Annotated in this window: 21 protein-coding genes and 1 riboswitch; of the genes, 7 read left to right on the forward strand and 14 right to left on the reverse strand. The window is 72.7% G+C overall.

Annotation, left to right across the window (positions count from 1 at the left end; translation table 11 throughout):
- Nucleotides 1–4: 4 nt before the first annotated feature.
- Entirely contained in the window at nucleotides 5–166 is a 162-nt protein-coding gene (locus O1G21_RS17655; RefSeq protein WP_270144948.1) for a hypothetical protein, read from the reverse strand.
- A gap of 294 nt (nucleotides 167–460) precedes the next feature.
- Between O1G21_RS17655 and O1G21_RS17660 the strand changes: the two genes are divergently transcribed.
- Entirely contained in the window at nucleotides 461–2,530 is a 2,070-nt protein-coding gene (locus O1G21_RS17660) for a HelD family protein (protein ID WP_270144950.1), read from the forward strand.
- Between the two features lie 44 nt (nucleotides 2,531–2,574).
- On the opposite strand, the gene O1G21_RS17665 is transcribed toward O1G21_RS17660, so the two are convergent.
- The 3 genes from O1G21_RS17665 to O1G21_RS17675 all read right to left on the reverse strand — a co-directional run bounded on the left by O1G21_RS17665 (nucleotide 2,575) and on the right by O1G21_RS17675 (nucleotide 4,623).
- Nucleotides 2,575–3,261 carry a copper homeostasis protein CutC gene (locus tag O1G21_RS17665; protein ID WP_270144951.1) on the reverse strand — a complete coding sequence of 229 codons (687 nt, stop codon included), beginning with the start codon at nucleotides 3,259–3,261 and terminating at the stop codon, nucleotides 2,575–2,577.
- Nucleotides 3,262–3,322: 61 nt separating this feature from the next.
- Nucleotides 3,323–4,273 (reverse strand): hypothetical protein, encoded by a 951-nt coding sequence (locus O1G21_RS17670; RefSeq protein ID WP_270144953.1) that lies wholly within the window; start codon nucleotides 4,271–4,273, stop codon nucleotides 3,323–3,325.
- Nucleotides 4,270–4,623 carry a PadR family transcriptional regulator gene (locus O1G21_RS17675; RefSeq protein WP_270144955.1) on the reverse strand — a complete coding sequence of 118 codons (354 nt, stop codon included), beginning with the start codon at nucleotides 4,621–4,623 and terminating at the stop codon, nucleotides 4,270–4,272. Before O1G21_RS17675 ends, O1G21_RS17670 begins: the two co-directional genes overlap by 4 nt.
- Nucleotides 4,624–4,686: 63 nt before the next feature.
- On the opposite strand from O1G21_RS17675, the gene O1G21_RS17680 reads away from it, so the two are divergent.
- On the forward strand, nucleotides 4,687–5,319 hold the full coding sequence (locus O1G21_RS17680) for an HD domain-containing protein (protein ID WP_270144957.1): 633 nt from the start codon (nucleotides 4,687–4,689) through the stop codon (nucleotides 5,317–5,319).
- On the opposite strand, the gene O1G21_RS17685 is transcribed toward O1G21_RS17680, so the two are convergent.
- From O1G21_RS17685 to thrC, 5 genes are all read right to left on the reverse strand, one after another.
- A complete protein-coding gene (locus O1G21_RS17685) occupies nucleotides 5,316–5,672 on the reverse strand; it encodes a hypothetical protein (RefSeq protein WP_270144959.1) in 357 nt (118 codons plus the stop codon). The genes O1G21_RS17680 and O1G21_RS17685 overlap by 4 nt on opposite strands.
- Nucleotides 5,673–5,785: 113 nt before the next feature.
- Nucleotides 5,786–7,408 (reverse strand): chaperonin GroEL, encoded by a 1,623-nt coding sequence (gene groL / locus O1G21_RS17690; protein ID WP_270144962.1) that lies wholly within the window; start codon nucleotides 7,406–7,408, stop codon nucleotides 5,786–5,788.
- A 346-nt stretch (nucleotides 7,409–7,754) separates the two neighbouring features.
- Nucleotides 7,755–7,958 (reverse strand): cold-shock protein, encoded by a 204-nt coding sequence (locus tag O1G21_RS17695; protein ID WP_030289665.1) that lies wholly within the window; start codon nucleotides 7,956–7,958, stop codon nucleotides 7,755–7,757.
- Between the two features lie 581 nt (nucleotides 7,959–8,539).
- Nucleotides 8,540–8,818 carry a MoaD/ThiS family protein gene (locus tag O1G21_RS17700; protein ID WP_270144973.1) on the reverse strand — a complete coding sequence of 93 codons (279 nt, stop codon included), beginning with the start codon at nucleotides 8,816–8,818 and terminating at the stop codon, nucleotides 8,540–8,542.
- A gap of 31 nt (nucleotides 8,819–8,849) precedes the next feature.
- Entirely contained in the window at nucleotides 8,850–10,157 is a 1,308-nt protein-coding gene (gene thrC, locus O1G21_RS17705; RefSeq protein ID WP_270144975.1) for a threonine synthase, read from the reverse strand.
- 17 nt (nucleotides 10,158–10,174) lie between these two features.
- A riboswitch (SAM riboswitch) is annotated at nucleotides 10,175–10,310 on the reverse strand.
- 143 nt (nucleotides 10,311–10,453) lie between these two features.
- Here thrC and O1G21_RS17710 point away from each other — a divergent pair.
- Both O1G21_RS17710 and O1G21_RS17715 read left to right on the forward strand, forming a co-directional pair.
- Complete coding sequence (locus O1G21_RS17710) at nucleotides 10,454–11,458, forward strand: glucosyl-3-phosphoglycerate synthase (protein ID WP_270144977.1); 1,005 nt, start codon at nucleotides 10,454–10,456, stop codon at nucleotides 11,456–11,458.
- Between the two features lie 38 nt (nucleotides 11,459–11,496).
- Nucleotides 11,497–12,990 (forward strand): alpha,alpha-trehalose-phosphate synthase (UDP-forming), encoded by a 1,494-nt coding sequence (locus O1G21_RS17715; protein ID WP_270144978.1) that lies wholly within the window; start codon nucleotides 11,497–11,499, stop codon nucleotides 12,988–12,990.
- On the opposite strand, the gene otsB is transcribed toward O1G21_RS17715, so the two are convergent.
- From otsB to O1G21_RS17730, 3 genes are all read right to left on the reverse strand, one after another.
- The gene (gene otsB, locus O1G21_RS17720) at nucleotides 12,977–13,828 is read right to left on the reverse strand and encodes a trehalose-phosphatase (RefSeq protein WP_270144980.1); all 852 of its coding nucleotides are present in this window, start codon (nucleotides 13,826–13,828) and stop codon (nucleotides 12,977–12,979) included. The two genes, O1G21_RS17715 and otsB, sit on opposite strands and share 14 nt — an antisense overlap.
- Before the next feature lie 116 nt (nucleotides 13,829–13,944).
- Nucleotides 13,945–14,202, reverse strand: coding sequence for a DUF3263 domain-containing protein (locus O1G21_RS17725; RefSeq protein ID WP_270144983.1), 258 nt, complete (start codon nucleotides 14,200–14,202; stop codon nucleotides 13,945–13,947).
- A 172-nt stretch (nucleotides 14,203–14,374) separates the two neighbouring features.
- Nucleotides 14,375–15,613, reverse strand: a complete 1,239-nt coding sequence (locus O1G21_RS17730) for an extracellular solute-binding protein (RefSeq protein WP_270144985.1) — start codon at nucleotides 15,611–15,613, stop codon at nucleotides 14,375–14,377.
- Nucleotides 15,614–15,976: 363 nt separating this feature from the next.
- Here O1G21_RS17730 and O1G21_RS17735 point away from each other — a divergent pair, with 363 nt between their 5' ends.
- On the forward strand, nucleotides 15,977–16,924 hold the full coding sequence (locus O1G21_RS17735; RefSeq protein WP_270144986.1) for an ROK family protein: 948 nt from the start codon (nucleotides 15,977–15,979) through the stop codon (nucleotides 16,922–16,924).
- Nucleotides 16,921–18,105, forward strand: a complete 1,185-nt coding sequence (gene nagA, locus O1G21_RS17740) for an N-acetylglucosamine-6-phosphate deacetylase (RefSeq protein ID WP_270144988.1) — start codon at nucleotides 16,921–16,923, stop codon at nucleotides 18,103–18,105. Before O1G21_RS17735 ends, nagA begins: the two co-directional genes overlap by 4 nt.
- Nucleotides 18,106–18,168: 63 nt before the next feature.
- Here nagA and O1G21_RS17745 read toward each other — a convergent pair whose 3' ends face one another.
- Both O1G21_RS17745 and O1G21_RS17750 read right to left on the reverse strand, forming a co-directional pair.
- Entirely contained in the window at nucleotides 18,169–19,155 is a 987-nt protein-coding gene (locus O1G21_RS17745) for a hypothetical protein (protein ID WP_270144990.1), read from the reverse strand.
- Nucleotides 19,156–19,382: 227 nt separating this feature from the next.
- Complete coding sequence (locus tag O1G21_RS17750) at nucleotides 19,383–21,173, reverse strand: GGDEF domain-containing protein (RefSeq protein WP_270144992.1); 1,791 nt, start codon at nucleotides 21,171–21,173, stop codon at nucleotides 19,383–19,385.
- A gap of 366 nt (nucleotides 21,174–21,539) precedes the next feature.
- Here O1G21_RS17750 and O1G21_RS17755 point away from each other — a divergent pair, with 366 nt between their 5' ends.
- Nucleotides 21,540–22,067 (forward strand): flavin reductase family protein, encoded by a 528-nt coding sequence (locus O1G21_RS17755; RefSeq protein ID WP_270144995.1) that lies wholly within the window; start codon nucleotides 21,540–21,542, stop codon nucleotides 22,065–22,067.
- Nucleotides 22,068–22,101 lie beyond the last annotated feature (34 nt).

Here is a 22,101-nt window from a genome sequence, read left to right on the forward strand (position 1 = left end):
CGTTTCAGTACCGGACACCGTCGCGCCCGAGGAAGATCACCCGCGCGGCGGTGTCCAGCGCGATGCCGACGTTGCGGAGAACGGTGCCCAGCGGGTTGCGGTGGCGGCCCTGGACGGCGGTCGCGCCGGCCGGGCCCGGACGGGGGGTGGTGTTCTCACTGCTCATGTCTTCAACGGTAGGCACCCGACCGGCCCACGGCATCACTCCAAAGGCCGCATCCAGCGAGGCGGCCGTCCTCCTCCAGGTGTACGGCAGCCCCGAGACCTGCGGGGCTGGAACCCTGAGACGGACGGGTCTAAGATCGTCCGTCTGCCCCCTCCCGAACCGTGGTACCTGACGGTGTCCGTCCCGCAGGCAGCCGGGGGAGGCGCCGACCGCACGGCAACCGGTCGGCCGTACACCACCGTGAGCTCCATCGATCCGCTGCGCCCGCCACCGGGGCAGCCGGGAAGGTTCGCTGTGCCCGCCACCCCCACCACCGACCCCCTCCAGCGCGAACGCGACCACCTGGCCGCGTCCCGGTCCGCGCTGCGAGCGATGCGCGAGGACGTCGAGTCGCTCGACCTGCGCGACGTGACCGGCACCTGGGTGTCCGCCGTCATCCTCCAGAACCAGATCGAGGCCAGGATCGCCGCCCTGGCCGACCTCTCCGACACCCCGCTGTTCTTCGGCCGCCTCGACTACCTGCACGCGGTCAGCGAGGAACTGAGCGAGGGCGGAGGCGGGGAGAACTTCTACATCGGCCGCCGCCACGTGCACGACGCCGACGGAGACCCGATGGTGATCGACTGGCGCGCGCCGGTCTCCCAGCCCTTCTACCGGGCCAGCCGCGCCGAGCCGATGGACGTCGAGCGCCGCCGCCGCTTCGGCTACACCGGCGGCGAACTCACCGCCTACGAGGACGAACACCTCACCGACCCGGCCGCAGAGACATTTTCCGGCTCCGCCGGGGGGTCCACCACCTCCGCCCTGCTCGCCGCCGAGATCGAGAAGCCCCGCGTCGGCCCGATGCGCGACATCGTCGCCACCATCCAGCCCGAGCAGGACGAGATCGTCCGCTCCGACATCACGGGCACCATCTGCGTCCAGGGGGCGCCCGGCACCGGGAAGACCGCGGTCGGCCTGCACCGCGTCGCCTACCTGCTGTACGCCCACCGCGAGCGCCTGGCCCGGACCGGGACCCTGGTGATCGGCCCGAACAACGCCTTCCTCTCCTACATCGAACAGGTGCTGCCCGCCCTCGGCGAGCTGGAGGTCGCCCAGGCCACCGTGCAGCAGCTGGTCGCCCACGTCGAGGTGAAGGGCGAGGACGACCCGGAGGCGGCCCGGCTGAAGGGCGACGCCCGGATGGCCGAGGTGCTGCGCCGGGCGGTGCGGGCGGGCATCACGCTGCCCACCGAGCCCTGCGTGGTGGTCCGCGGCTCCCGCCGCTGGCGCGTCCCGGTGTACGAACTGGTCGAGATCATCGAGGAGTTGAAGGGCCGCGAGGTCCGCTACGGCGCCGCCCGGGACGCCCTGCCGCAGCGCATCGCGCACGCCGTGCTGCTGAAGATGGAGCAGGGCGGCGAGGCCCCGGACGACCGGGTGCAGGACGCGGTGGCTCGCAACAGCGCGGTCAAGGCCGTGGTCAAGGAGTGCTGGCCGGCCGTCGACCCGGCCAAGCTGGTGCTGCGACTGCTCTCCGACCCGGAGTTCCTGGCCGAGTGCGCCGAGGGAATCCTCACCCCCGAGGAGCAGCGGGCGGTGCTGTGGCCCAAGCCCGGCCGCTCGGTGAAGACCGCCCGCTGGACGCCGGCCGACGCCGTCCTGGTGGACGAGGCGACCGACCTGGTGCAGCGCACGCCCTCGCTCGGGCACGTGGTGCTGGACGAGGCCCAGGACCTCTCCCCGATGCAGTACCGCGCGGTCGGCCGCCGCTGCACCACCGGCTCGGCGACCGTCCTCGGCGACCTCGCCCAGGGCACCACCCCCTGGGCGACGGCGAGTTGGCCGGACGCGCTGCACCACCTGGGCAAGCCGGACGCGCACGTGGAGGAGCTGACCAAGGGCTTCCGGGTGCCCGAGGAGGTCATCACGTACGCCTCCCGGCTGCTGCCCGCGATCGCCCCCGGCCTGGCACCGGCGACCTCGGTCCGCGACGCCCCCGGCTCGCTGGTGATCCGCCGGATCACCGAGTGGGAGCAGGCCGTCCTGGACGCCTGCCGGGAGGCGCTGGAGAACGAGGGCTCGACCGGTCTGATCGCCGCCGACGCCCGGATCCCGCAGCTCGCCGAGCTGCTCACCGCGGCCGGGCTGCCGTACCTCTCCCCCGGCACCGAGACCAGCACCGAGGCCCGGCTGACCCTCGTGCCGGCCTCGCTGGCCAAGGGTCTGGAGTACGACTACGTGGTGCTGGACGAGCCGGCCGCGGTGATCGCCGGCGAGCCGGACGAGCGGACCGGCCTGCGCCGGCTGTACGTGGCGCTCACCCGTGCGGTCTCCGGCCTGACGGTGCTGCACAGCGAGCCGCTGCCCGAGCAGTTGCGCTGACGCCGAAGGGCCGGTCCCGAGGACCGGCCCTTCACGTACAGCACTCAGGCGTCGATCAGCGCCCGCCACTCGGCGACCTTGGCCTCGTCGACGGGCGTCCGCCAGCCGTCGGCCCGCACCGCGCCGCCGACGTGGAAGGCGTCGAAGCCCTCCGCCCGCAGCTCCTCGAGGTGCTCGGCCCGCAGACCGCCGCCGATCAGGATCCGCTGGGTGTACCCGGGCCCGCCCGCGCGGGCCAGCTCGGCGGCCAGCACCTCGCGCCCGGCGTCCACCCCGGCGGCCGCGCCGGAGGTGAGGAAGGTGTCCAGCCCGGGCAGCGCGCCGACGGCGGCGCGCAGGGCGGCCCGGTCGGCGCTGTGGTCGATCGCCCGGTGGAAGGTCCAGCGGCAGCCGGCGATCGCCTCGGCGACGGCCGTGGTGGCGGCCAGGTCGACGGCGCCCGCGGCGTCGAGGAAGCCGAGGACGAACTCCTCGGCCCCCTCGGCCCGCAGCGCGCCGGCCCGGGCGCACAGCTCGTCCAGGTCGCCGGGGGCGAAGCCGTCCCGGATCCGGAGCATGACGCGCAGCGGGATGCCGACGGCGGCCCGGATCCGGGCGAAGTCCTCGACGGACGGGGTGAGTCCGTCGGCGGCCATGTCGGTGACCAGTTCGAGCCGGTCGGCGCCGCCCGACTCGGCAGCCTGGGCGTCCTGGGGCGTCAGCGCGATGACTTCGAGAATTGGTCTAGACATGTGGGACAGCCTGCCACATCCGGCCGCCCCCGGCGAGACCGCACCCCCGCTCTCCGTCCCCTCAGGCCAACTGCCGCCCGCCCGGCCCTGACGGACCCTTCCGGCGGCCCACCACGGCCAGCACGACCGCCACCACGACCGTCAGCCCGGCCATCGGCAGCAGCTTCCAGGCACCGCCTTCCTGCTGCCACAGCGCGGGGAGGTTGACACTGAACGCCCACGGCAGCGCGGCGAGCCCGGGAACCGCCACCAGGTACCAGCCGCGCACCGCCGTCAGGGTCATCAACAGCGGCACGACGATCATCAGCGCGCGCCACGGCGCGGCCAGGTGGTGCCAACTGCTGGAGAAGTTGGTCGAGATCGACACCGTCGGGGCGAGCATCGCCGCCGCCAGCACCAGACCCCGCTCGCGCCAGGTCGGCACCGGCAGGGCGTCCTTCGGCGCCGCCAGCAACACCAGGGACCAGAGCAGGAACGGCCCGGACCACTGGAACTCGAAGAGGACGTCCCAGAACGGCTGGCGCGCGTACGGGTACGTCAACGGCTGCACGATGGCCGCGATCGCCGCCAGCGCCGTGACCCCGGCCAGCAGCTTCGCCACCGTCCACCGCCCGAGCAGCACCGCCCCGGCGGAGAGCACCGCGGACCCGACCAGCGCCCAGTGGGCGAGGAAGAACGCCAGCGCCCCGAGGTGGCGCGGCACTTGCTGCCAGCCGCGGGGCGCGTCCAGGTACTCCAGCACCGCGTACACCGCCGCCGTCCCGCCCACCGCCCCGACCACCAGCGGCGCGGCCAGCGCCGCCAGCCGCCCGCCGGTGGACGCCGAGGTCAGCCCGGTCCGCATCCGCAGCCCGTAGGCGCCCAGGTCGAACAGCTCACGGGCCTTGGCCACCGGCCCGGCCCCGGCGGTCGTGTCGGCGAAGACCACGGCCAGCTCGTCCCCGCGCTCGCGGCGGTACCGCCCCGGGTACAGCGCCAGCGCCGTACGGACGGCAACAGTCGAATCGGTCATGCCAAGGCCCCCCTGACCTTCGGACTGACAACGGCGACGGACAGCCGCCGCTCGGCCTCGGCGGCCACGGCCCGCAGCCGCTCGGCCTCGGTGGCCAGCGCACCCCGACCGGCGTCGGTCAGCGCATAGGTGCGCCGGGCGCGGCCGTCCACCACCTCCTCGGCGGCGACCTCGATCAGGCCCTGGCCGAGCAGCCGGTCGAGCGCGCCGTAGAGCGTGCCGGTGCGCATCTTGACCCGGCCGTCCGAGATCGCGGCGATCTCCTGGATGAGCGCGTAACCGTGTCTCGGAGCATCGGCCAGCGCGGTGAGCAGAAGCAGCGTCGGCTCCTGCATGGAGCGTTCTGTCATGCGTCTACATATATCGCTGACCGGCATATCCCGTCCACCCGAACCAGCCGACAGAATGTGCCCATGCCGACCGAGGACCTGCTCACCGCCTGGACCGCCCTGCTCAACCGCTGCGGCGCCACCGACGGCCCCGAACCGTACGGGCGGGAGCTGCTGCGCCGCTGGTCCGAGCCGCAACGCCGCTACCACACCCCTGAGCACCTGCGCGCGGTCCTGCGGCACGTCGACGACCTCGCCGACCACGCCGCCGACCCGGACGCCGTCCGGCTCGCCGCCTGGTTCCACGACGCCGTCTACCGCCCCGACCGCACCGAGAACGAGGAGCGCAGCGCCGCCCTCGCCGTCCGCGCGCTGACCGCCGCCGGACTGCCCGCCGAACGCGTCGCCGAGGTCGAACGGCTCGTCCTGCTCACCGTCACCCACGACCCGGCCCCCGGCGACCGCAACGGCGAGGTGCTCTGCGACGCGGACCTCGCCGTCCTCGGCGGCACCCCCGAGGCGTACGCGGCCTACGCGGCCGCCGTCCGCGAGGAGTACGGCTTCGTCCCGGAACCGGACTTCCGCGCCGGCCGGGCCGCCGTCCTGCGCAGGCTCCTGGCGCTCCCGGCCCTCTACCGCACCCCCACCGCCCACCAGCGCCACACCGCGCCCGCCCGCGCCAACCTGACGGCCGAGCTCGAGCGGCTCGAGGACTAGACCAACTCCCCCACCGGCGCCACCGCCACGCCCCGCTTGCCGCACACCCAGTGCGGCTCCGGCCCCAGCTCGGGCTCCACGCCCAGCGCGTGCGGGTCCCCGTCGGCCGCGCAGGCGGTGCACAGCGGCCACCGCCCGTACGCCTCCAGCAGCGCGTCCTGGACGTCCTGGGCGACCAGCCCGAGCACGTACTCGGTGCCGTCCGGCCACTGCTCCAGCCACCAGCGGCGGTGGGTGACGGCCTGCTCCACCAGCGAGACGACGGCGGCGTCCGCCACGTCCCGCGCGGTGAGGTCGGCCAGGATCAGTGCCCGCGCGTTGTGCAGGGCGGTCTCGATGTCGTCGGAAGCCATCCGCCCATTCTCCCGCGAAACGCCGACCGCCCGGAAACGCCGCGTGGGCGGCCCCCCGAAGGGGACCGCCCACGCGGACGAGGAGTCAACCGACCCGATCGAAGCGATCAGGATCAGAAGTCCATGTCACCGCCCGGCATGCCGCCGCCGGCGGCCGCGGCGGCCTTCTCCGGCTTGTCGGCGATGACGGCCTCGGTGGTGAGGAACAGCGCCGCGATGGAGGCGGCGTTCTGCAGCGCGGAGCGGGTGACCTTGGCCGGGTCGATGATGCCCTCGGCGACCAGGTCGACGTACTCGTTGGTGGCGGCGTTCAGGCCGTGACCGGCGGGGAGGTTGCGCACCTTCTCCACCACGACGCCACCCTCGAGGCCGGCGTTGGTCGCGATCTGCTTGATCGGGGCCTCGAGCGCGACCTTGACGATGTTGGCACCGGTGGCCTCGTCGCCGTCCAGCTCGAGCTTGTCGAAGGCGACACCGGCCTGCAGCAGGGCGACGCCACCACCGGCGACGATGCCCTCCTCGACGGCGGCCTTGGCGTTGCGGACGGCGTCCTCGATGCGGTGCTTGCGCTCCTTGAGCTCCACCTCGGTGGCCGCGCCGGCCTTGATGACGGCCACGCCGCCGGCCAGCTTGGCGAGGCGCTCCTGGAGCTTCTCGCGGTCGTAGTCCGAGTCGCTGTTCTCGATCTCGGCGCGGATCTGGTTCACGCGACCGGCGACCTGCTCGCTGTCGCCGCCACCGTCGACGATGGTGGTCTCGTCCTTGGTGATGACCACCTTGCGGGCGGTGCCCAGCAGGTCGATGCCGGCGTTCTCCAGCTTGAGGCCGACCTCCTCGGAGATCACGGTGCCACCGGTGAGGATGGCGATGTCGCCGAGCATGGCCTTGCGGCGGTCGCCGAAGCCCGGGGCCTTGACGGCGACGGACTTGAAGGTGCCGCGGATCTTGTTCACGACCAGGGTCGACAGGGCCTCGCCCTCGACGTCCTCGGCGATGATGACGAGCGGCTTGCCGCTCTGCATGACCTTCTCCAGCAGCGGGAGCAGGTCCTTGACCGAGCCGATCTTGGAGTTGGCGATGAGGATGTACGGGTCCTCGAAGGTCGCCTCCATGCGCTCCAGGTCGGTGGCGAAGTAGGCGGAGATGTAGCCCTTGTCGAAGCGCATGCCCTCGGTGAGCTCGAGCTCCAGGCCGAAGGTGTTGCTCTCCTCGACGGTGATGACGCCTTCCTTGCCGACCTTGTCCATGGCCTCGGCGATCAGCTCGCCGATCTGGGTGTCAGCGGCGGAGATGGAGGCGGTGGAGGCGATCTGCTCCTTGGTCTCCACGTCCTTGGCCTGGGCCAGCAGCTGGTCCGAGACGGCGGCGACGGCCTTCTCGATGCCGCGCTTCAGAGCCATCGGGTTGGCGCCGGCGGCGACGTTGCGCAGACCCTCGCGAACCAGGGCCTGGGCGAGCACGGTGGCGGTGGTGGTGCCGTCACCCGCGACGTCGTCCGTCTTCTTGGCGACCTCCTTGACGAGCTCCGCGCCGATCTTCTCGTACGGGTCCTCGAGCTCGATCTCCTTGGCGATGGAGACACCGTCGTTGGTGATCGTGGGGGCGCCCCACTTCTTCTCCAGCACGACGTTGCGACCCTTGGGGCCGAGCGTGACCTTCACTGCGTCGGCGAGCTGGTTCATGCCACGCTCAAGGCCGCGGCGAGCTTCCTCATCAAAGGCGATGATCTTGGCCATCTGAAGTGGTCCTCCGGGACACGGTCGACTGCTCGGACCAAGGGGTGCCCGCGACGGACGGCCCTGGTGTGCGGGGGTCCATTCCCCTACCGCTCCCGGGGGCCTCACCGACCCGGTCCGCTGTCACTCTCACGCTGTGAGTGCTAACGCCAATGATTAGCACTCCGGGTGGTCGAGTGCAAGCCCAATCGCCAACCCGCGAGCCGCCGTCCGGGCCCGCACCGGTGCCCGTCCGGGCCCGCGCGGGAACGCGAACGGGCCCGTACGACGCGTGTCGTACGGGCCCGTCGAGAAGCGAGTGGTCCACCAGCCGTGGGCCGCGCCGAGCTCCTGGAGCCGGAAGGGGTCAGACCGCCGCGCGGACCATGTCCGCCTGCGGGCCCTTCTGTCCCTGGGAGATCTCGAACTCGACCCGCTGGCCCTCCTCGAGGGTGCGGTAGCCGTCCATCTGGATCGCGCTGTAGTGGACGAAGACGTCCGCACCACCGTCGACCGCGATGAAGCCGTAGCCCTTCTCCGCGTTGAACCACTTGACGGTGCCCTGAGCCATTCCGAACTCCCCTAGTGCTGTGCTGGCCCTTCACGGGCCCGCAGGTCGCGGGCCCGGGTCTGGTTTGGAGGCCGGCCCGGGGAACCCCCCCTGAGCGCAGCCGTGCACGCCGCAATCCTCCGCACGGGAACACCGGAAGGCTTCCGTGAGCGGGCGATTACGTCGACCGCCGCTGAATGTATCCGGATCGACGCCCTCTGCAACAGGGCCAATCGCCGGGAATTCCTCGCCCCCGCCAAGAGACAAGACCGAGCAAAACGGAAGGAAGTCGGCATTCCACGCCGGACATAGCGGACGAATTACCCAAATGCCCGCAGGAATTCTGACATCGGCCTGACATGTTTCACGGCCCGGTCCCCGGGCCCGTCCCAGCCTCCGGACGACCTCCGGCGAAGCACCCGCGGGCCGGAAGGGAAGCCCTGTTCCCAGCAGAGCCACACTCTACTCCGACTTGACCCGGAAATATTCCCGCCGAAAATGCAGGCGGCCGCCCGCACCTACGGAGAGTGGAATTCCGTAGGTGCGGGCGGCCGGGAAGCCGTTCGAAGCGGGTCAGGAGGGCCGGGAGCGGCCGGAACGGCTCAGCAGCCGCCGGCCACCGCCGGAATGATCGAGACGCTGGCGCCGTCCTTGATCGCGGTACCCAGGCCGTCGGCGAACCGCACGTCGTCGTCGTTCACGTACACGTTCACGAAGCGGCGCAGCTTGCCCGTGTCGTCCAGGATGCGGGCGGAGATGCCCGCGTGGTTCTCCTCCAGGTCGGCGATGACCTCGGCCAGGGTGGAGCCCTCGGCGGTCACCTCGGCGGCGCCGCCGGTGTAGGTGCGCAGGATGGTGGGGATGCGGACGTTGGCGCTCATGGCTCTCCTAGCGGGGGGGGGTGAGGGTGGTTCAGGCGGACGCGAGGCCGGCGGCGCGGAAGGAGTCCAGCGTCGGGCTGATGACGGCGGTCATCCCGGCCCCGGAGACGGCGTCCAGCGTCTTCAGGCCGTCGCCGGTGTTGATCGCGACGGTCTCCTTGGCCGGGTCCAGCTGACCGGTCTCGACCAGCTTCTTCAGCACGCCGACCGTCACCCCGCCCGCGGTCTCGGCGAAGACGCCCTCGGTCCGGGCCAGCAGCCGGATCGCCGCCACGACCTCCGCGTCCGTGACGTCCTCGACCGCGCCGCCCGTCCGACGGGCGATGTCCAGCACGTACGGGCCGTCCGCCGGGTTGCCGATCGCCAGCGACTTGGCGATGGTGTCCGGCTTCACCGGCTTGATCACGTCGCGGCCGGCCTTGAACGCCGCCGACACCGGCGAGCAGCCCGCCGCCTGGGCCCCGAAGATCCGGTACGGCCGGTCCTCCACCAGACCCAGCTTGATCAGCTCCTGCAGCCCCTTGTCGATCTTCGTCAGCTGCGAGCCCGAGGCGATCGGGATGACGATCTGCTCCGGCAGCCGCCAGCCCAGCTGCTCGCAGATCTCGTACGCCAGCGTCTTGGAGCCCTCGCCGTAGTACGGCCGCAGGTTGACGTTGACGAAACCCCAGCCCTCGCCGGCCGGGTCCCCGATCAGCTCCGAGCAGAAGCGGTTCACGTCGTCGTAGTTGCCCTCGATGCCCACCAGCTCGCCGCCGTACACCCCGGCCATCACGACCTTGCCCTGCTCCAGGTCGTGCGGGATGAACACGCAGGAGCGGAACCCGGCCCGGGCCGCCGCCGCGCCCACCGCACCGGCCAGGTTGCCGGTCGAGGAGCAGGACAGCGTGGTGTAGCCGAACGCCCGGGCGGCCTCGATCGCGCAGGCCACCACCCGGTCCTTGAACGAGTGCGTCGGGTTGCCGGAGTCGTCCTTCACGTGCAGCTGCGCGGTGAACCCGAGCTCCCGCCCCAGGTTGTCCGCCTTCACCAGCGGGGTCCAGCCGGGGTTCAGATTGGGCTTGGAAGCCACGTCGGCCGGCACCGGCAGCAGCGGCGCGTAGCGCCAGATGGACGCGGGACCGGACTCGATCCGCTTGCGCAGCTCCTCGGCGCGCTCGCTGCCGAACTCGTAGGCGATCTCCAGCGGCCCGAAGCACTCCAGGCAGGCGAAGTTCGGGCCGAGCGGGAAGCGGGTGCCGCACTCCCGACAGGACAGCGCGGCGGCGGGGCCGAGGTCGACGGGTGGGAGTCCCCCCGGCCGAAGGCTGGGGGAGGGTGCGACGGTGTCGATAGCCATGATGGCGGAGGCCTCTCTCCTCATCTTCCCCGTGGCGCGGTCGCGCCACGGGCCGGAATTGGCACCTGTCCCGCCGGGGCCTGTCGACGACAGCCGAGCGAGAAGGTTGCCGGGACGTCAACGGGCCGTTCCCTCAGTCCCTCTGGATGAGCATGTGAAGTTATGGTTCAGCGGCGACCCCGGCGTGCAAAGGTCCGACCGCTGTACGAAGACTGTATCCGAAGGCGTCCAACCCGAAAGGGACCGTCCGCCAAGCGAGATGGCCCGTTCCACCTATCCCGCCGAGGAGAGTCACCGTGCCCGCCGAACCGACCCCCGCACTCCTCCCGCAGGCGGCGTCCTGGCTCCGCCGCCGCTCGTGGAGCGCGGCCGACCGGCCGGTGCACACCCTGCTGGAGGCCAAGCAGCGCACCGGCCGCACCGTCACCGTCGTCCTCCCCGCCCTCGACGAGGAGGCCACCGTCGGCGACATCGTCCGGACCATCCGCCGCGAGCTGGTCGAGCGGATCCCCCTCGTCGACGAACTCGTCGTGGTCGACTCCGGCTCCACCGACGCCACCGCTGCGGTCGCCGCCGAGGCGGGCGCCCGGGTGGAGCACCGCGACGCCATACTCCCCCGGCTGCCCGCCGTCCCCGGCAAGGGCGAGGTGCTCTGGCGCTCGCTGCTGGTCACCCACGGCGACATCGTCTGCTTCGTGGACGCCGACCTGCGCGAGTTCGACCCGGCCTTCGTCTCCGGCATCGTCGGCCCGCTGCTGACCGACGAGAACCTCCAGCTGGTCAAGGCCATGTACGACCGCCCCCTGGAGACCGAGAGCGGCGCGATCGTCCCGGCGGGCGGCGGCCGGGTCACCGAACTCGTCGCCCGCCCCCTGCTCAACCTCCACTGGCCCGAACTCGCCGGTTTCGTCCAGCCCCTCGGCGGCGAGTACGCGGCCCGCCGCTCACTGCTCGAACGGCTGCCCTTCCCCACCGGCTACGGCGTCGAACTCGGCCTGCTGGTCGACGCGTTGGAACTGGCCGGGCTGGACGCCCTGGCCCAGGTCGACGTCGGCGTCCGGCACCACCGCCACCAGGACGGCCAGGCCCTCGGCCGGATGGCCGCCACCATCTACCGCACCGCCCTCGAACGCCTCGACCGCACCCACCGCCTCAAGGCCTCCGCCGACCTGGTCCACCCCCACCTCACCCAGTTCACCCGCGACCCGGAGACCCGCGCCTTCACCGCCCACACCCACCCCGTGACGGCCCTGGAGCGCCCCCCGATGCACACCGTGCCCGAGTACGCCGCCCGACATTGAAACGTTTGCCACGCCGACCCCCCGGCAACGTACCAACCATGGGCGATCTCACGACCGAACGTTCGAGTGTGACCGGCACCGCCCCCGTCCTGGTGGCCTCCAACCGGGGACCGGTGTCGTTCAGCACCTCCGACGACGGCACGCTGACCCTGCGCCGCGGCGGCGGAGGCCTGGTCTCCGGCCTCTCCGCGATCGACGACCCCCACGCCGTCTGGGTCTGCGCCGCCCTCGGCGACGCCGACCGCCGGGCCGCGAGAGAAGCCCCCGACGGCCGCCTCGACCTGGCCGGCCACGAGGTCGGCAGCCAGGCCGTCCGGATGCTGGACATCGACCCGCAGACCTTCGCCCGCGCCTACAACGGCGTCGCCAACTCCACCCTGTGGTTCGTCCACCACCTGCTCTACGCGACCCCCACCGCGCCCTCCTTCGACGCCGGCTTCCGCACCGAGTGGGCCGCCTACCAGGCGTACAACACCGCCTTCGCCGAGGCCCTGGCCGCCGAAGCCGCCCCGAACGCCGCGGTCCTGGTCCAGGACTACCACCTCTCCCTCGTCCCGGCCCTGCTCCGCGAGACCCGGCCCGACCTGCGGATCGGCCACTTCTCCCACACCCCCTGGGCCCCGCCCGAGTACTACCGGCTGCTGCCCGACGACGTCGCCCGCGCCGTGCTCACCGGCATCCTCGGCGCCGACCGGGCCGGCTTCCTCACCGAACGCTGGGCCCGCGCCTTCGCCGCCTGCTGCGAGGACCTCCTCGGGGCGACCGTCGACCACAAGGAGCTCACCGTCACCCTCCCCCAGCCTTCGGCCGGGGGGACCCCCATCGGCCGCACCACCCGGCTCGGCGTCCACGCCCTCGGCGCCGACGCCGACTTCCTCCGCGAGCGCGCCCACCGCCCCGACGTCGACGAACGCCTCGCCGCCCTCCGTACGGCCGTCGGCGACCGCCGCACCATCGTCCGGGTCGACCGCACCGAGCTGAGCAAGAACATCGTCCGCGGCCTCCAGGCCTACCGGCACCTGCTCCGCACCCGCCCCGAGTGGCACGACCGGGTGGTCCACATCGCCTTCGCCTACCCGTCCCGCACCGACCTCGCCGAGTACCGCGACTACACCGCCGCCGTCCGGCGCCTCGCCGACGAGATCGACGAGGAATTCGCCACCCCCACCTGGCAACCGCTGATCCTGCACGTCAACGACGACTTCCCGCGCTCCCTGGCCGCCTACCGCCTGGCCGACGTCGCCCTGGTCAACCCGATCCGGGACGGCATGAACCTGGTCGCCAAGGAGGTCCCGGTGGTCTCCGACCGCGGCTGCGCCCTCGTCCTCTCCCGCGAGGCCGGCGCCCACTCCGAGCTGGGCGACGACGCCCTCACCGTCAACCCCTACGACGTCATCGCCACCGCCGAGGCGCTGCACACCGGTCTCAGCATGAGCCCGGAGGAACGCGCCGAGCGCACCAAGCGCCTCGCCGCCGCGGCCACCGCGCTCCCCCCGCAACAGTGGTTCCTCGACCAGCTCAACGAGCTCTGACCGCCTCCCCCAAGGCCGCCAACAGCTCCACCACGCCCTCGGGCCCGTCGACCACCAGATCCGCCCGGTCGGCGAGCTCGCGCACCGGCGCGTCCCCCACCGTCCCGGCGCACACCAGCAGCCCCGCCAAACCCTGCCCGCGCAGCTTCTCCACCGCCGCGAAGGCCGCCACGTCCCCCAGGTCGTCCCCCGCGTAGAGCACCGACCGCGCCCCGCGCTCGCGCAGGAAGCCGGTCAGCGCCGCCCCCTTGTCCACTCCCGGCGGCCGCAGCTCCAGCACCAGCCGCCCGGGCTCCACCACCAGCCCGTACTCGGCGGCCAAGTCCGCCACCGGCGCCCGCAACAGCTCCAACGCCACCTCCGGCGCCCCCGTGCGCCGGGTGTGCACCGCCACCGAGCGCCCCTTGTCCTCCACCCACGTCCCCTCGGGCGCCCCCACCCGCTCCAACACCCCCGGCAACGCCGCCCGCACCCCCGCGACCCCCGGATGCACCTCCGGCGCCGTCACCACACCCCCCTCCCACCGCTCGGCCCCGTAGTGCCCCAGCACCACCAGCCCCGGCACCCCCGCGAACCCCCCGTACTCCGCCGCCAACCCCGCCGGCCGCCCGGTCACCACCACCAACGCCCCGACCACCGGCGCCAACCCCCGCAACGCCCCCACCACCCCAGGATGCGCCCGCGCCGCACTCGGATCCGCCACGATCGGCGCCAAGGTCCCGTCGAAATCCAGCGCGACCACCGCCTCCCCCGGCGCCGCCAGAATCGCCCGCAACCCATCCCACCCGGCATCCGTGGCCGGCACGACCATCTCGTCAAAACCCATACCACCCCCCATACCCCCGCCTCCCCCAGAGCACCCACGTGGGCGCGCGGGCCCCGCCTCGCCCCCCCCCCCCCCCCCCACGCCCCACCTCCCCCCACCTCCCCCCACCCCCCACAGAACCCCCCACCTCACCGAGCCGCCCGCCGGGCCTCCCGCACCCGCCGCAACCGATTCACCAGCACCGGCGCGAACGCCAACGCCTCCTCCCGGTCCAGCAACCCGTTCAGCAACTGGTAGTACCGCGTGGAGGAGAGCCCCAGCTCCTCCCGGATCGCCCGCTCCTTGGCCCCCGCCGTCCGCCACTGCCGCCCCTCCAGCGCCAGCACCGCCCGGTCCCGCTCACTCAGCTCGCCCAGCTCGCCCACCGACAACCACCTCCGCCGCATCCCCACGGACCTACGGAGTGTCATTCTCCCGCCGGCCGCCGACACACTCTGCCCCCTCGCCCTGGCCCGCGCCGCACCACGGTCGCCCCCAGGACGAGCATGACGAGCACGACGACCTTCGCCCTGCACATCCCCACCGCCGACCTCGCCCCCGAGCACCCCCGGCCGGGTCCTACTGCTTGCGGACCCGGGCCGCCTCCTGCATCGCCGCGTCCTGCAGCCCGCCGAGCACCTGCTTCGGGTCCCCGGTCACCGCCTGCCCGATGCCCGCCTTGATCCGGTTGCTGACCTCGCCCCAGGCCGGGTCCCCGAACGGGTAGAAGCTCGCGTTGCCGAGCCCGACCGCGAACTGCTTGAGGTCCGCGTGCTTGGGGTCCGACGACATCTGGCCGAAGGCGTCCTGCGTGACCGGCAGCAGGTTGTACTGCTCGTCGAACTTCAGCTGGTAGTCCTTCGTGTAGACGAAGGACAGGAACTTCTTGATCTCGTTCTTGTGCCCGTTGGCCTTGAACGCCATCATCCAGTCCGCGACCCCGAGGCTCCCGGTCTTCCCGACGCCGTCCTTCTTCGGGATCGGCGCCGTCCCGAAGTCGATGTTCCCGGCGGACGCCATCCGCAGCAGCGTCGGGTGCCCGTTCAGCATCGCGACCTTCCCGGCCGCGAAGTCCTGGAACACCGGAGTGCGGTTCATCTTGCCGGGGTCCGGGTACGTCAGCCCGGTGCTCACCAGGTTGTTCTTCAGCCAGCCGAACGTCGCCTGGTTCTGGTCGCTGTCGATGGTGTAGTTGCCTACGTCGTCGGAGAGGCTGCCGCCGCCGCTCAGCGTCCACAGCATGGACTCGGCCGGTGCCTCCTCCGGCCCCAGCGGGAGCCCGTACGGGGTCACCCCCGGCACCTTGGCCTTGATCTTCTCGGCCGCCGCGCGGAGCTCGTTCCAGGTGGTCGGCGGCTGGGTGATCCCCGCCTGCCGGAAGACCGCCTTGTTGTAGAAGAGCACCCGCGAGGACGACACGAACGGGATCCCGTACTGGGTGCCCAGCACCTGCCCGGCGTGCGCGAAGTTGTCCATGAACTTGGCCTGGGTGTCCATCGAGAGCACGTCGGCGGCCGGGTACAGCCGGTCCGCGGCGACCTGCTCCGCGAACCCGCCGGTCTGCAGCAGGTCCGGCGACTTCCCGGCCGCGATCATGTCGTCGACCTTCTTGCCGATGTCGGTCCAGCTGTCCACCTCGACCTGGACCTTGATGCCGGGGTTGGCCGCCTCGAAGGCCTTGGAGACCTCGTCCCAGTAGTGCTTGGAGCTGGTCTCGACGTTCTCCCCGTAGTCCGCGGCGACCAGTTTGAGCGTGACCGGCCCGTCGCCCTGCCCGCTGCACGCGCTGACCGCGGTGAGCACCAGTGCTCCGGCCATCGCCGTACCGAGCACACGGAGGGAAACGTGGGCGCGCCTGTCCAACGCGGGTACCGCCTTCGGGGGAAATACGGCCGGATGAGGGAATCCGGCAGGGGGGAGCGCAAGACTGCCAAACCGCACGCTCATTGGTCCACACCACTCGGCCCAACTCGCCGAGCAGTTACCGAAATGCCCCGGTTCATTGCACGATGCGCAACAAAGGAAGGGAACGGACCCCCCGAACCGCCCCCCGACGCCCCTCGGCGCAAAGCCCCGCACACCCCCGCCGCGACAGGCCGAGACCAAGCTCACCCGGCATGGACCAGACCAATCCGACAACTGGACTAGACCTCTTCTACCACCCAGGAGAAACTGTCCCCCGTGAAGCACGTCATCGCACTCGATGTAGGCGGCACCGGCATGAAGGCCGCGCTGCTCGCCCAGGACGGCTCCGTGCTGTTCGAAGCACGCCGACCGACCGGGCGGGAGCACGGCACCGACGCGGTCGTCGCCGCCATCCTCGACTTCGCCGCCGACCTGGCCGAGGAGGGCCGTGCCCGTTTCGGCCTCCCCCCGGCGGCGGCCGGCGTGGCCGTCCCCGGCACCATCGACGAGAAGAACGGGATCGCGGTCTTCTCCGCCAACCTCGGCTGGCGCGACCTCCCGATGCGGAAGCTGCTCGGCGAGCGCCTGGCCGCCCCCGGCGGCCCCGCGATGCCGGTGGCCCTCGGCCACGACGTGCGGACGGGCGGCCTGGCCGAGGGCCGGCTCGGCGCCGGCCGGGGCGTCGACCGCTTCCTGTTCATCGCCCTGGGCACCGGCATCGCCGGCGCCATCGGCATCGACGGCCGGATCGAGGCCGGCGCGCACGGCTACGGCGGCGAGATCGGCCACGTCGTGGTCCGCCCCGGCGGCCTGCCGTGCGGCTGCGGCGCCCGCGGCTGCCTGGAGACGCTGGCCTCCGCCTCCGCCGTCTCCCGCGCCTGGGCCGAGGCCAGCGGCGACCCCGACGCCGACGCGGCATCCTGCGCCGCCGCGGTGGACGCCGGGGACGACCGCGCCCGAGCCGTGTGGCAGAACGCGGTCGACGCCCTGGCCGACGGCATCGTGCTCGCCCAGAGCCTGCTCGACCCGTCCACGGTGATCGTCGGCGGCGGGCTGGCCGAGGCCGGCGACACGCTCTTCACACCGCTGCGCACGGCGGTCACCGAGCGCCTGACCTTCCAGATGCCCCCGAAGGTCGTACCCGCCATGCTCAAAGACACCGCCGCGTCCCTGGGCGCCGGCCTGCTCGCCTGGGACCTGCTCTCCTTGGAGGTGACCGCGTGACCACCGCGGACCGTGACCGTACTGCCCTGGCCGGCGCCCGACTCGTCCTGCCCGGCGGCGTCGTGGAGGGCGGCCGCCTGGCCGTCGAGGGCGACCGGATCGCCGCACTGACGAGCGGGGAGAGCGAGCCGGGCGACCTCGACCTGACCGGCCACACCGTGGTGCCCGGCTTCGTCGACCTGCACGTCCACGGCGGCGGCGGCGCCTCCTACGCCTCCGGCATCGCCGAGGAGGCCCTGCTCGCCGCCCGCACCCACCTCGAACACGGCACCACCACCACGATGGCCTCCACCGTCACCGGCGAGATCGACGACCTCGTCCGCCAGGCCGCCGTCCTCTCCGAACTCGTCGAGGACGGCATCCTCGCCGGCATCCACTTCGAGGGCCCCTTCATCTCCCACCACCGCTGCGGCGCCCACCGCCCCGACCTGCTGCGCGACCCCGACCCCGCCCTGGTCCGCAAACTCGTCGACGCCGCCCGCGGCCACGCCCGCATGGTCACCCTCGCCCCCGAACTCCCCGGCGGCCTCGACTCGGTGCGCATGCTCGCCGACCTCGGCGTCATCGCCGCCGTCGGCCACACCGACTCCGACTACCCCACCACCCTCGAAGCCATCGACGCCGGCGCGAGCGTCGCCACCCACCTCTTCAACGCCATGCCCGGCATCGCCCACCGCGCCCCCGGCCCCATCGTGGCGCTGCTGGAGGACGAACGCGTCACCGTCGAGCTGATCAACGACGGCGTCCACCTCCACCCCTCCGTCCTCGACCTCGCCTACGGCACCGTCGGCCCCGGCCGCGTCGCCCTGATCACCGACGCCATGGGCGCCGCCGGCATGGGCGACGGCCGCTACCCACTCGGCCCGCTCCAGGTCGAGGTCAAGGACGGCGTGGCCCGGCTGGTCGAGGGCGGCGCGATCGCCGGCTCCACCCTCACCCTGGACGTGGCGTTCAAGCGCTCGATCACCGTCAACGGCCTGACCCTCGGCCAGGCCGTCGAGTCGCTCTCCACCACCCCGGCCCGGCTGCTCGGCCTCGCCGACTCCATCGGCACCCTGGAGGCCGGCAAGCTCGCCGACCTGGTCGTGGTCGACTCCACCGGCTACGACCTGGTCGCCGTGATGCGCCAGGGCCGCTGGGTCCTCGGCGGCGACAGGTTCCCAACCGTCAAGTCGGTCTGACCGCAATACGACGGCCGCCCGCCCCCACCGGGGACGGGCGGCCGTTCACACCTTGGGCCGGCCTCAGCTGCTCGGCTCGATGGTGACCTGGTCGATCAGGATCGGCCCGGAGGGCACCGTGAAGGTGACCGAGTTCGCCCCGGCCTGGAACTGCGGGAGTATCCAGGTGGTGTACCAGGACGACGCCGGGTCCTTGCCGGGCGAGTAGTTCTTGTACGTCAGCCCACTCGGCCAGTCCTTGCCGTTGACCGCGGCCGCGCCCTTCACGTCCCCGCCGGCGTTGTTGTAGTGCACCGTCAGCTTGTACGTCCCGGCCGTGGCGATCTGGCCGCTCCAGGTCACCGAGCCGCCCTGCTGGAGCGTCAGGTAGCTGCCGTCGGCGGACTTGGCGCCCTTGACGCTGTTGCCCGACGGCGCGTTCTGGCCCTGCAGCTGCCCGGCGTCCACCGTCGACGGTCCGTTGGTGGCGGTGGCACTCGCCGTCGGGGAGGGCGTCCCGCTGGTGGCGCTGGTCGCCGGGGTGCTGGGGGCCGGCGGGGCGGTGGTCGTGGTGCCGCCCTTGGCGTCCTTGTTGCCGTCCGGATCCCCGGTGGAGAGCGCGATCCCGGCGCCGATCGCGATCGCCGCGACCACGGCCACCGCGCCGATCACCGCGCCCTTGCTCCGGCCGCTGCTCGGCCGCTCGTCCCCCGGCTGCGGCCGGGAGTGCTCGGCGTAGCGGGACTGCTGGGTGGGCATGCCGTACTCGACGTGCTGCGGCGGAACGCCCGGCTGGCCGTACTGGCCCTGCGGCGGCATCCCCGGCTGACCGTACGGCGGCTGCGCCATGCCTGGCTGGCCGTACGGCTGCTGGGTGCGCGGCGGGCCGTACTGCGCCCGACCGACCTCCATCGGCCGGCTGTACGGCGTGCGGGGGACTCCCTGCTGCGGCTCGGCCGGCTGTCCGGTGGAGCCGTCGGCCGGGCGGTAGAGGTAGCCGAACGGGTCGTCGTCCTGCGGGGCACCGCCCCCCTGGCCCTCGGGCACTCCGTTGTCGCCGGCGGTCGTCACGGTGGTCTGTTCCCCCATCCGGTGCGCGCCGCCGCGCTGCGGGCGGCGCAGATCATGGACGCTGTCGTACCGGGCACCCTACCTGTCGTACCTGACCGCCGGAAAAGAACCCTTGACAACCCGTGGGTAACCTGTGCGGCCCCGGAACGGTCGGCACCCGACCGACCCGCCACCCACCGGCGTCCGCCGTCAACCCGCCCGCCGGTGCGCCGTCAGCCGGTGCGCCGTCAGCCCGCCCGCCGGTGCGAGCGCTCGCCGCGGGCCCCGCGCACCGCGCCGCCCCGGGCCCGCTTCTCGTCGTACATCCGCTCGTCCGCGGTGTGCAGCACCTCCTCGGTGCTCATCCCGCAGCCAGCCCAGCCGATCCCGAGGCTCACCCCGACCCGCATCGCCCGCCCGTCGATCCGCATCGGCGGGATGATCGCGTTGCGCAGCCGGTGGGCGAGGTCCTTGGCCTCCTCGCGGCCGATCCCGTCGGCCAGCACCACGAACTCGTCGCCGCCCAGCCGGGCCACCGTGTCGCCGTCCCGGACCGCCCCGCTCAGCCGCCGGGCGACCTCGACCAGCACCGCGTCGCCCGCGTTGTGGCCGAACCGGTCGTTGATCGACTTGAAGCCGTCCAGGTCGCAGAAGATCACCGCGAGCCCCTTGTCCGTGGGCGCCGCCGGGCCGGGGCGGAACGGCGCTGACCAGGCGTCGCCGGCCGGCCCGTACTCGGCCGGGACCACGGCGTGCACGTGCTCCCCGTAGCCCGCGCCGAGCCCGGGCGGCGGGCCGCCCTCGACCGGCCCGTAGCCGTGCACCGGCCCGGTGTACGGGTCCCCGCCCTCCAGGCCCTCGTACGCGGTGTGCGCGCTGTACGAGTCGGCCGGGTAGCCGTACGGCTGCGGGTAGCCGGCCTCGCCGGGCTTGGCGGCGGCGCCGACCGGCTGGGGCTCGGCGCAGAGCCGGCGGGCCAGCCGGGCCCTGAGCTCGGCGCCGTTGGGCAGGCCGGTGAGCGCGTCGTGGCTGGCCCGGTGGGCGAGCTGGAGTTCGTGGCGCTTGCGGTCCTCGATGTCCTCGACGTGGGTGAGCAGGAAGCTCGGGCCCTCGGCCGCGTCCGCCACGATCGAGTTGCGCAGGCAGACCCACTGGTAGCCGCCGTCCCGCCGGGACAGCCGCAGTTCCGCCCGGCCGCTCTCGGCGCTGGTGCGTTCCAACAGGGCCCGGTCCTCGGGGTGGACCAGATCCGCGAAGCTCTGCTGGCGCAGCACCGCGCGGGGGCGGCCGAGCAGTCGACAGAGCGCGTCGTTGACCCTGGTCAGCTGGCCGCGCCCGGCGCCGTGCAGTTCGGTGATGGCCATCCCGCTGGGCGCGTACTCGAAGGCCTGCCGGAAGCTTTCCTCGCTGGCCCGCAGTGCCTGCTGCTCCTTCTCCAGCCGGGCCAGCGCCCGCTGCATCTCGGCCCGCAGCCGGGCGTTGCCGATGGCGATGGAGGCCTGCAGCGAGAACATCTCCAGCGCCTCCCGGGTCCACGCCCCGGGCCGCTTGCCGCTGCGCGGGCGGTCCACCGAGAGGACGCCGAGCAGGTCGCCACCGGCGCTGTACATCGGGGCGAGCAGCCCGTCGGCGGGGTGCCAGTCGTTGGCGTAGACGGGCAGCGGGCCGTCCCCGATCCAGCGCGGGATGTCGCTGGCGACGGCCCAGCCACGGTCGTACGGCAGGAAGCGCAGGGTGCCCCAGTGGTCGCTGACGCCGAGCAGCCGGTCCCAGGACTCCCGTGAGCCGACCTGGCCGAGCAGCACCGAGGGCCCGCCCATCGGGCTCTCCTCCAGCTCCCAGACGGCCGCCACCACGAGGTCGCCGTCCGGCCGGACCAAGCTGACCGCGGCGGCGTCGAAGCCGAGCCCGTGCACCGCGCCCTCGACGACGGCCTGCAGCGTCCCCGCCAGGCTGCGGGCAGCGTTGAGGTCCGCCACGACCCGGTGCAAGGTGCGGAGGGTCGCGAGACGGACGTACGGCTCCGACTCGGCTTCCATGCGGGGGCTCCCCGGCTGCTTCGGATAGTTCTTGATTGGTTATCGTCCGATTGCCAGAAGAACTGAATCACAGGGAGCACAGCGTTCGGCACGCTCGGTCAGCAATAGGCCACCACTTGTGACTTAAATCACACGACACTAATGCACCCTTAATCAGTTCATCCCTCCCATAACTGGACACAAAGCGCTATCGGAACATTTCTCCTGGTCGACCGCATCGGCCGCGCGCTGAAGTCCGCTGCACCCGCCGGTCCCCCCTCTTCACCCTTGGGAGTGAGCGCACCCCGGCGGTTACGGACCTGTACCGGTGGTCCTACGACCACGGCCCGATGCCGTTCCCGGCGAGCGACGACTACCGTGCGGTACGTGTACCCGTCCCCGCAGCCCGAAGCTGCCCCCCAGGCCACGCCCGACGAGTTCCGGGCAGCACTCTCCCAGCTCGCCGCCGGCGTCAGCCTGGTGACCGTCCACGACGAGGAGGACGGCGAGGACGTCGGCATGACCGCCACGTCCTTCCTCTCCGTGTCACTGGACCCGCCGCTGGTGCTGATCTCGGTGCGCGAGGACTCACGGATGGACGAGGTGCTCTCCCGGAACGACACCTGGGCGGTCTCGGTGCTCGCCGAGGGGCAGAAGACGCTCGGCTCCCGCTTCGCCATGAAGGGCCGGCTCAGCGACCGGCTGCTGTTCGCGGAGACCGAGCACCGCCGCGGCGCGCACTCCGGCGCCCCGCTGATCGAGGGCGCGCTGGCCACCGTCGAGTGCCGCACCGAACAGCGGATACCCGCGGGCGACCACACACTGCTGATCGGCCGCGTCCTGGAGGCCGCCGTCCCCGCCCCCGGCGGCCGCCCGCTGCTCTACTTCCGCGGCGGCTACCGCGCGCTGGGCTGAACCGAATCCGCGGCTCCGGGCCCACAGCCGGGTC

The organism is Kitasatospora cathayae (assembly GCF_027627435.1).
Taxonomy (GTDB): Bacteria; Actinomycetota; Actinomycetes; order Streptomycetales; family Streptomycetaceae; genus Kitasatospora; species Kitasatospora cathayae.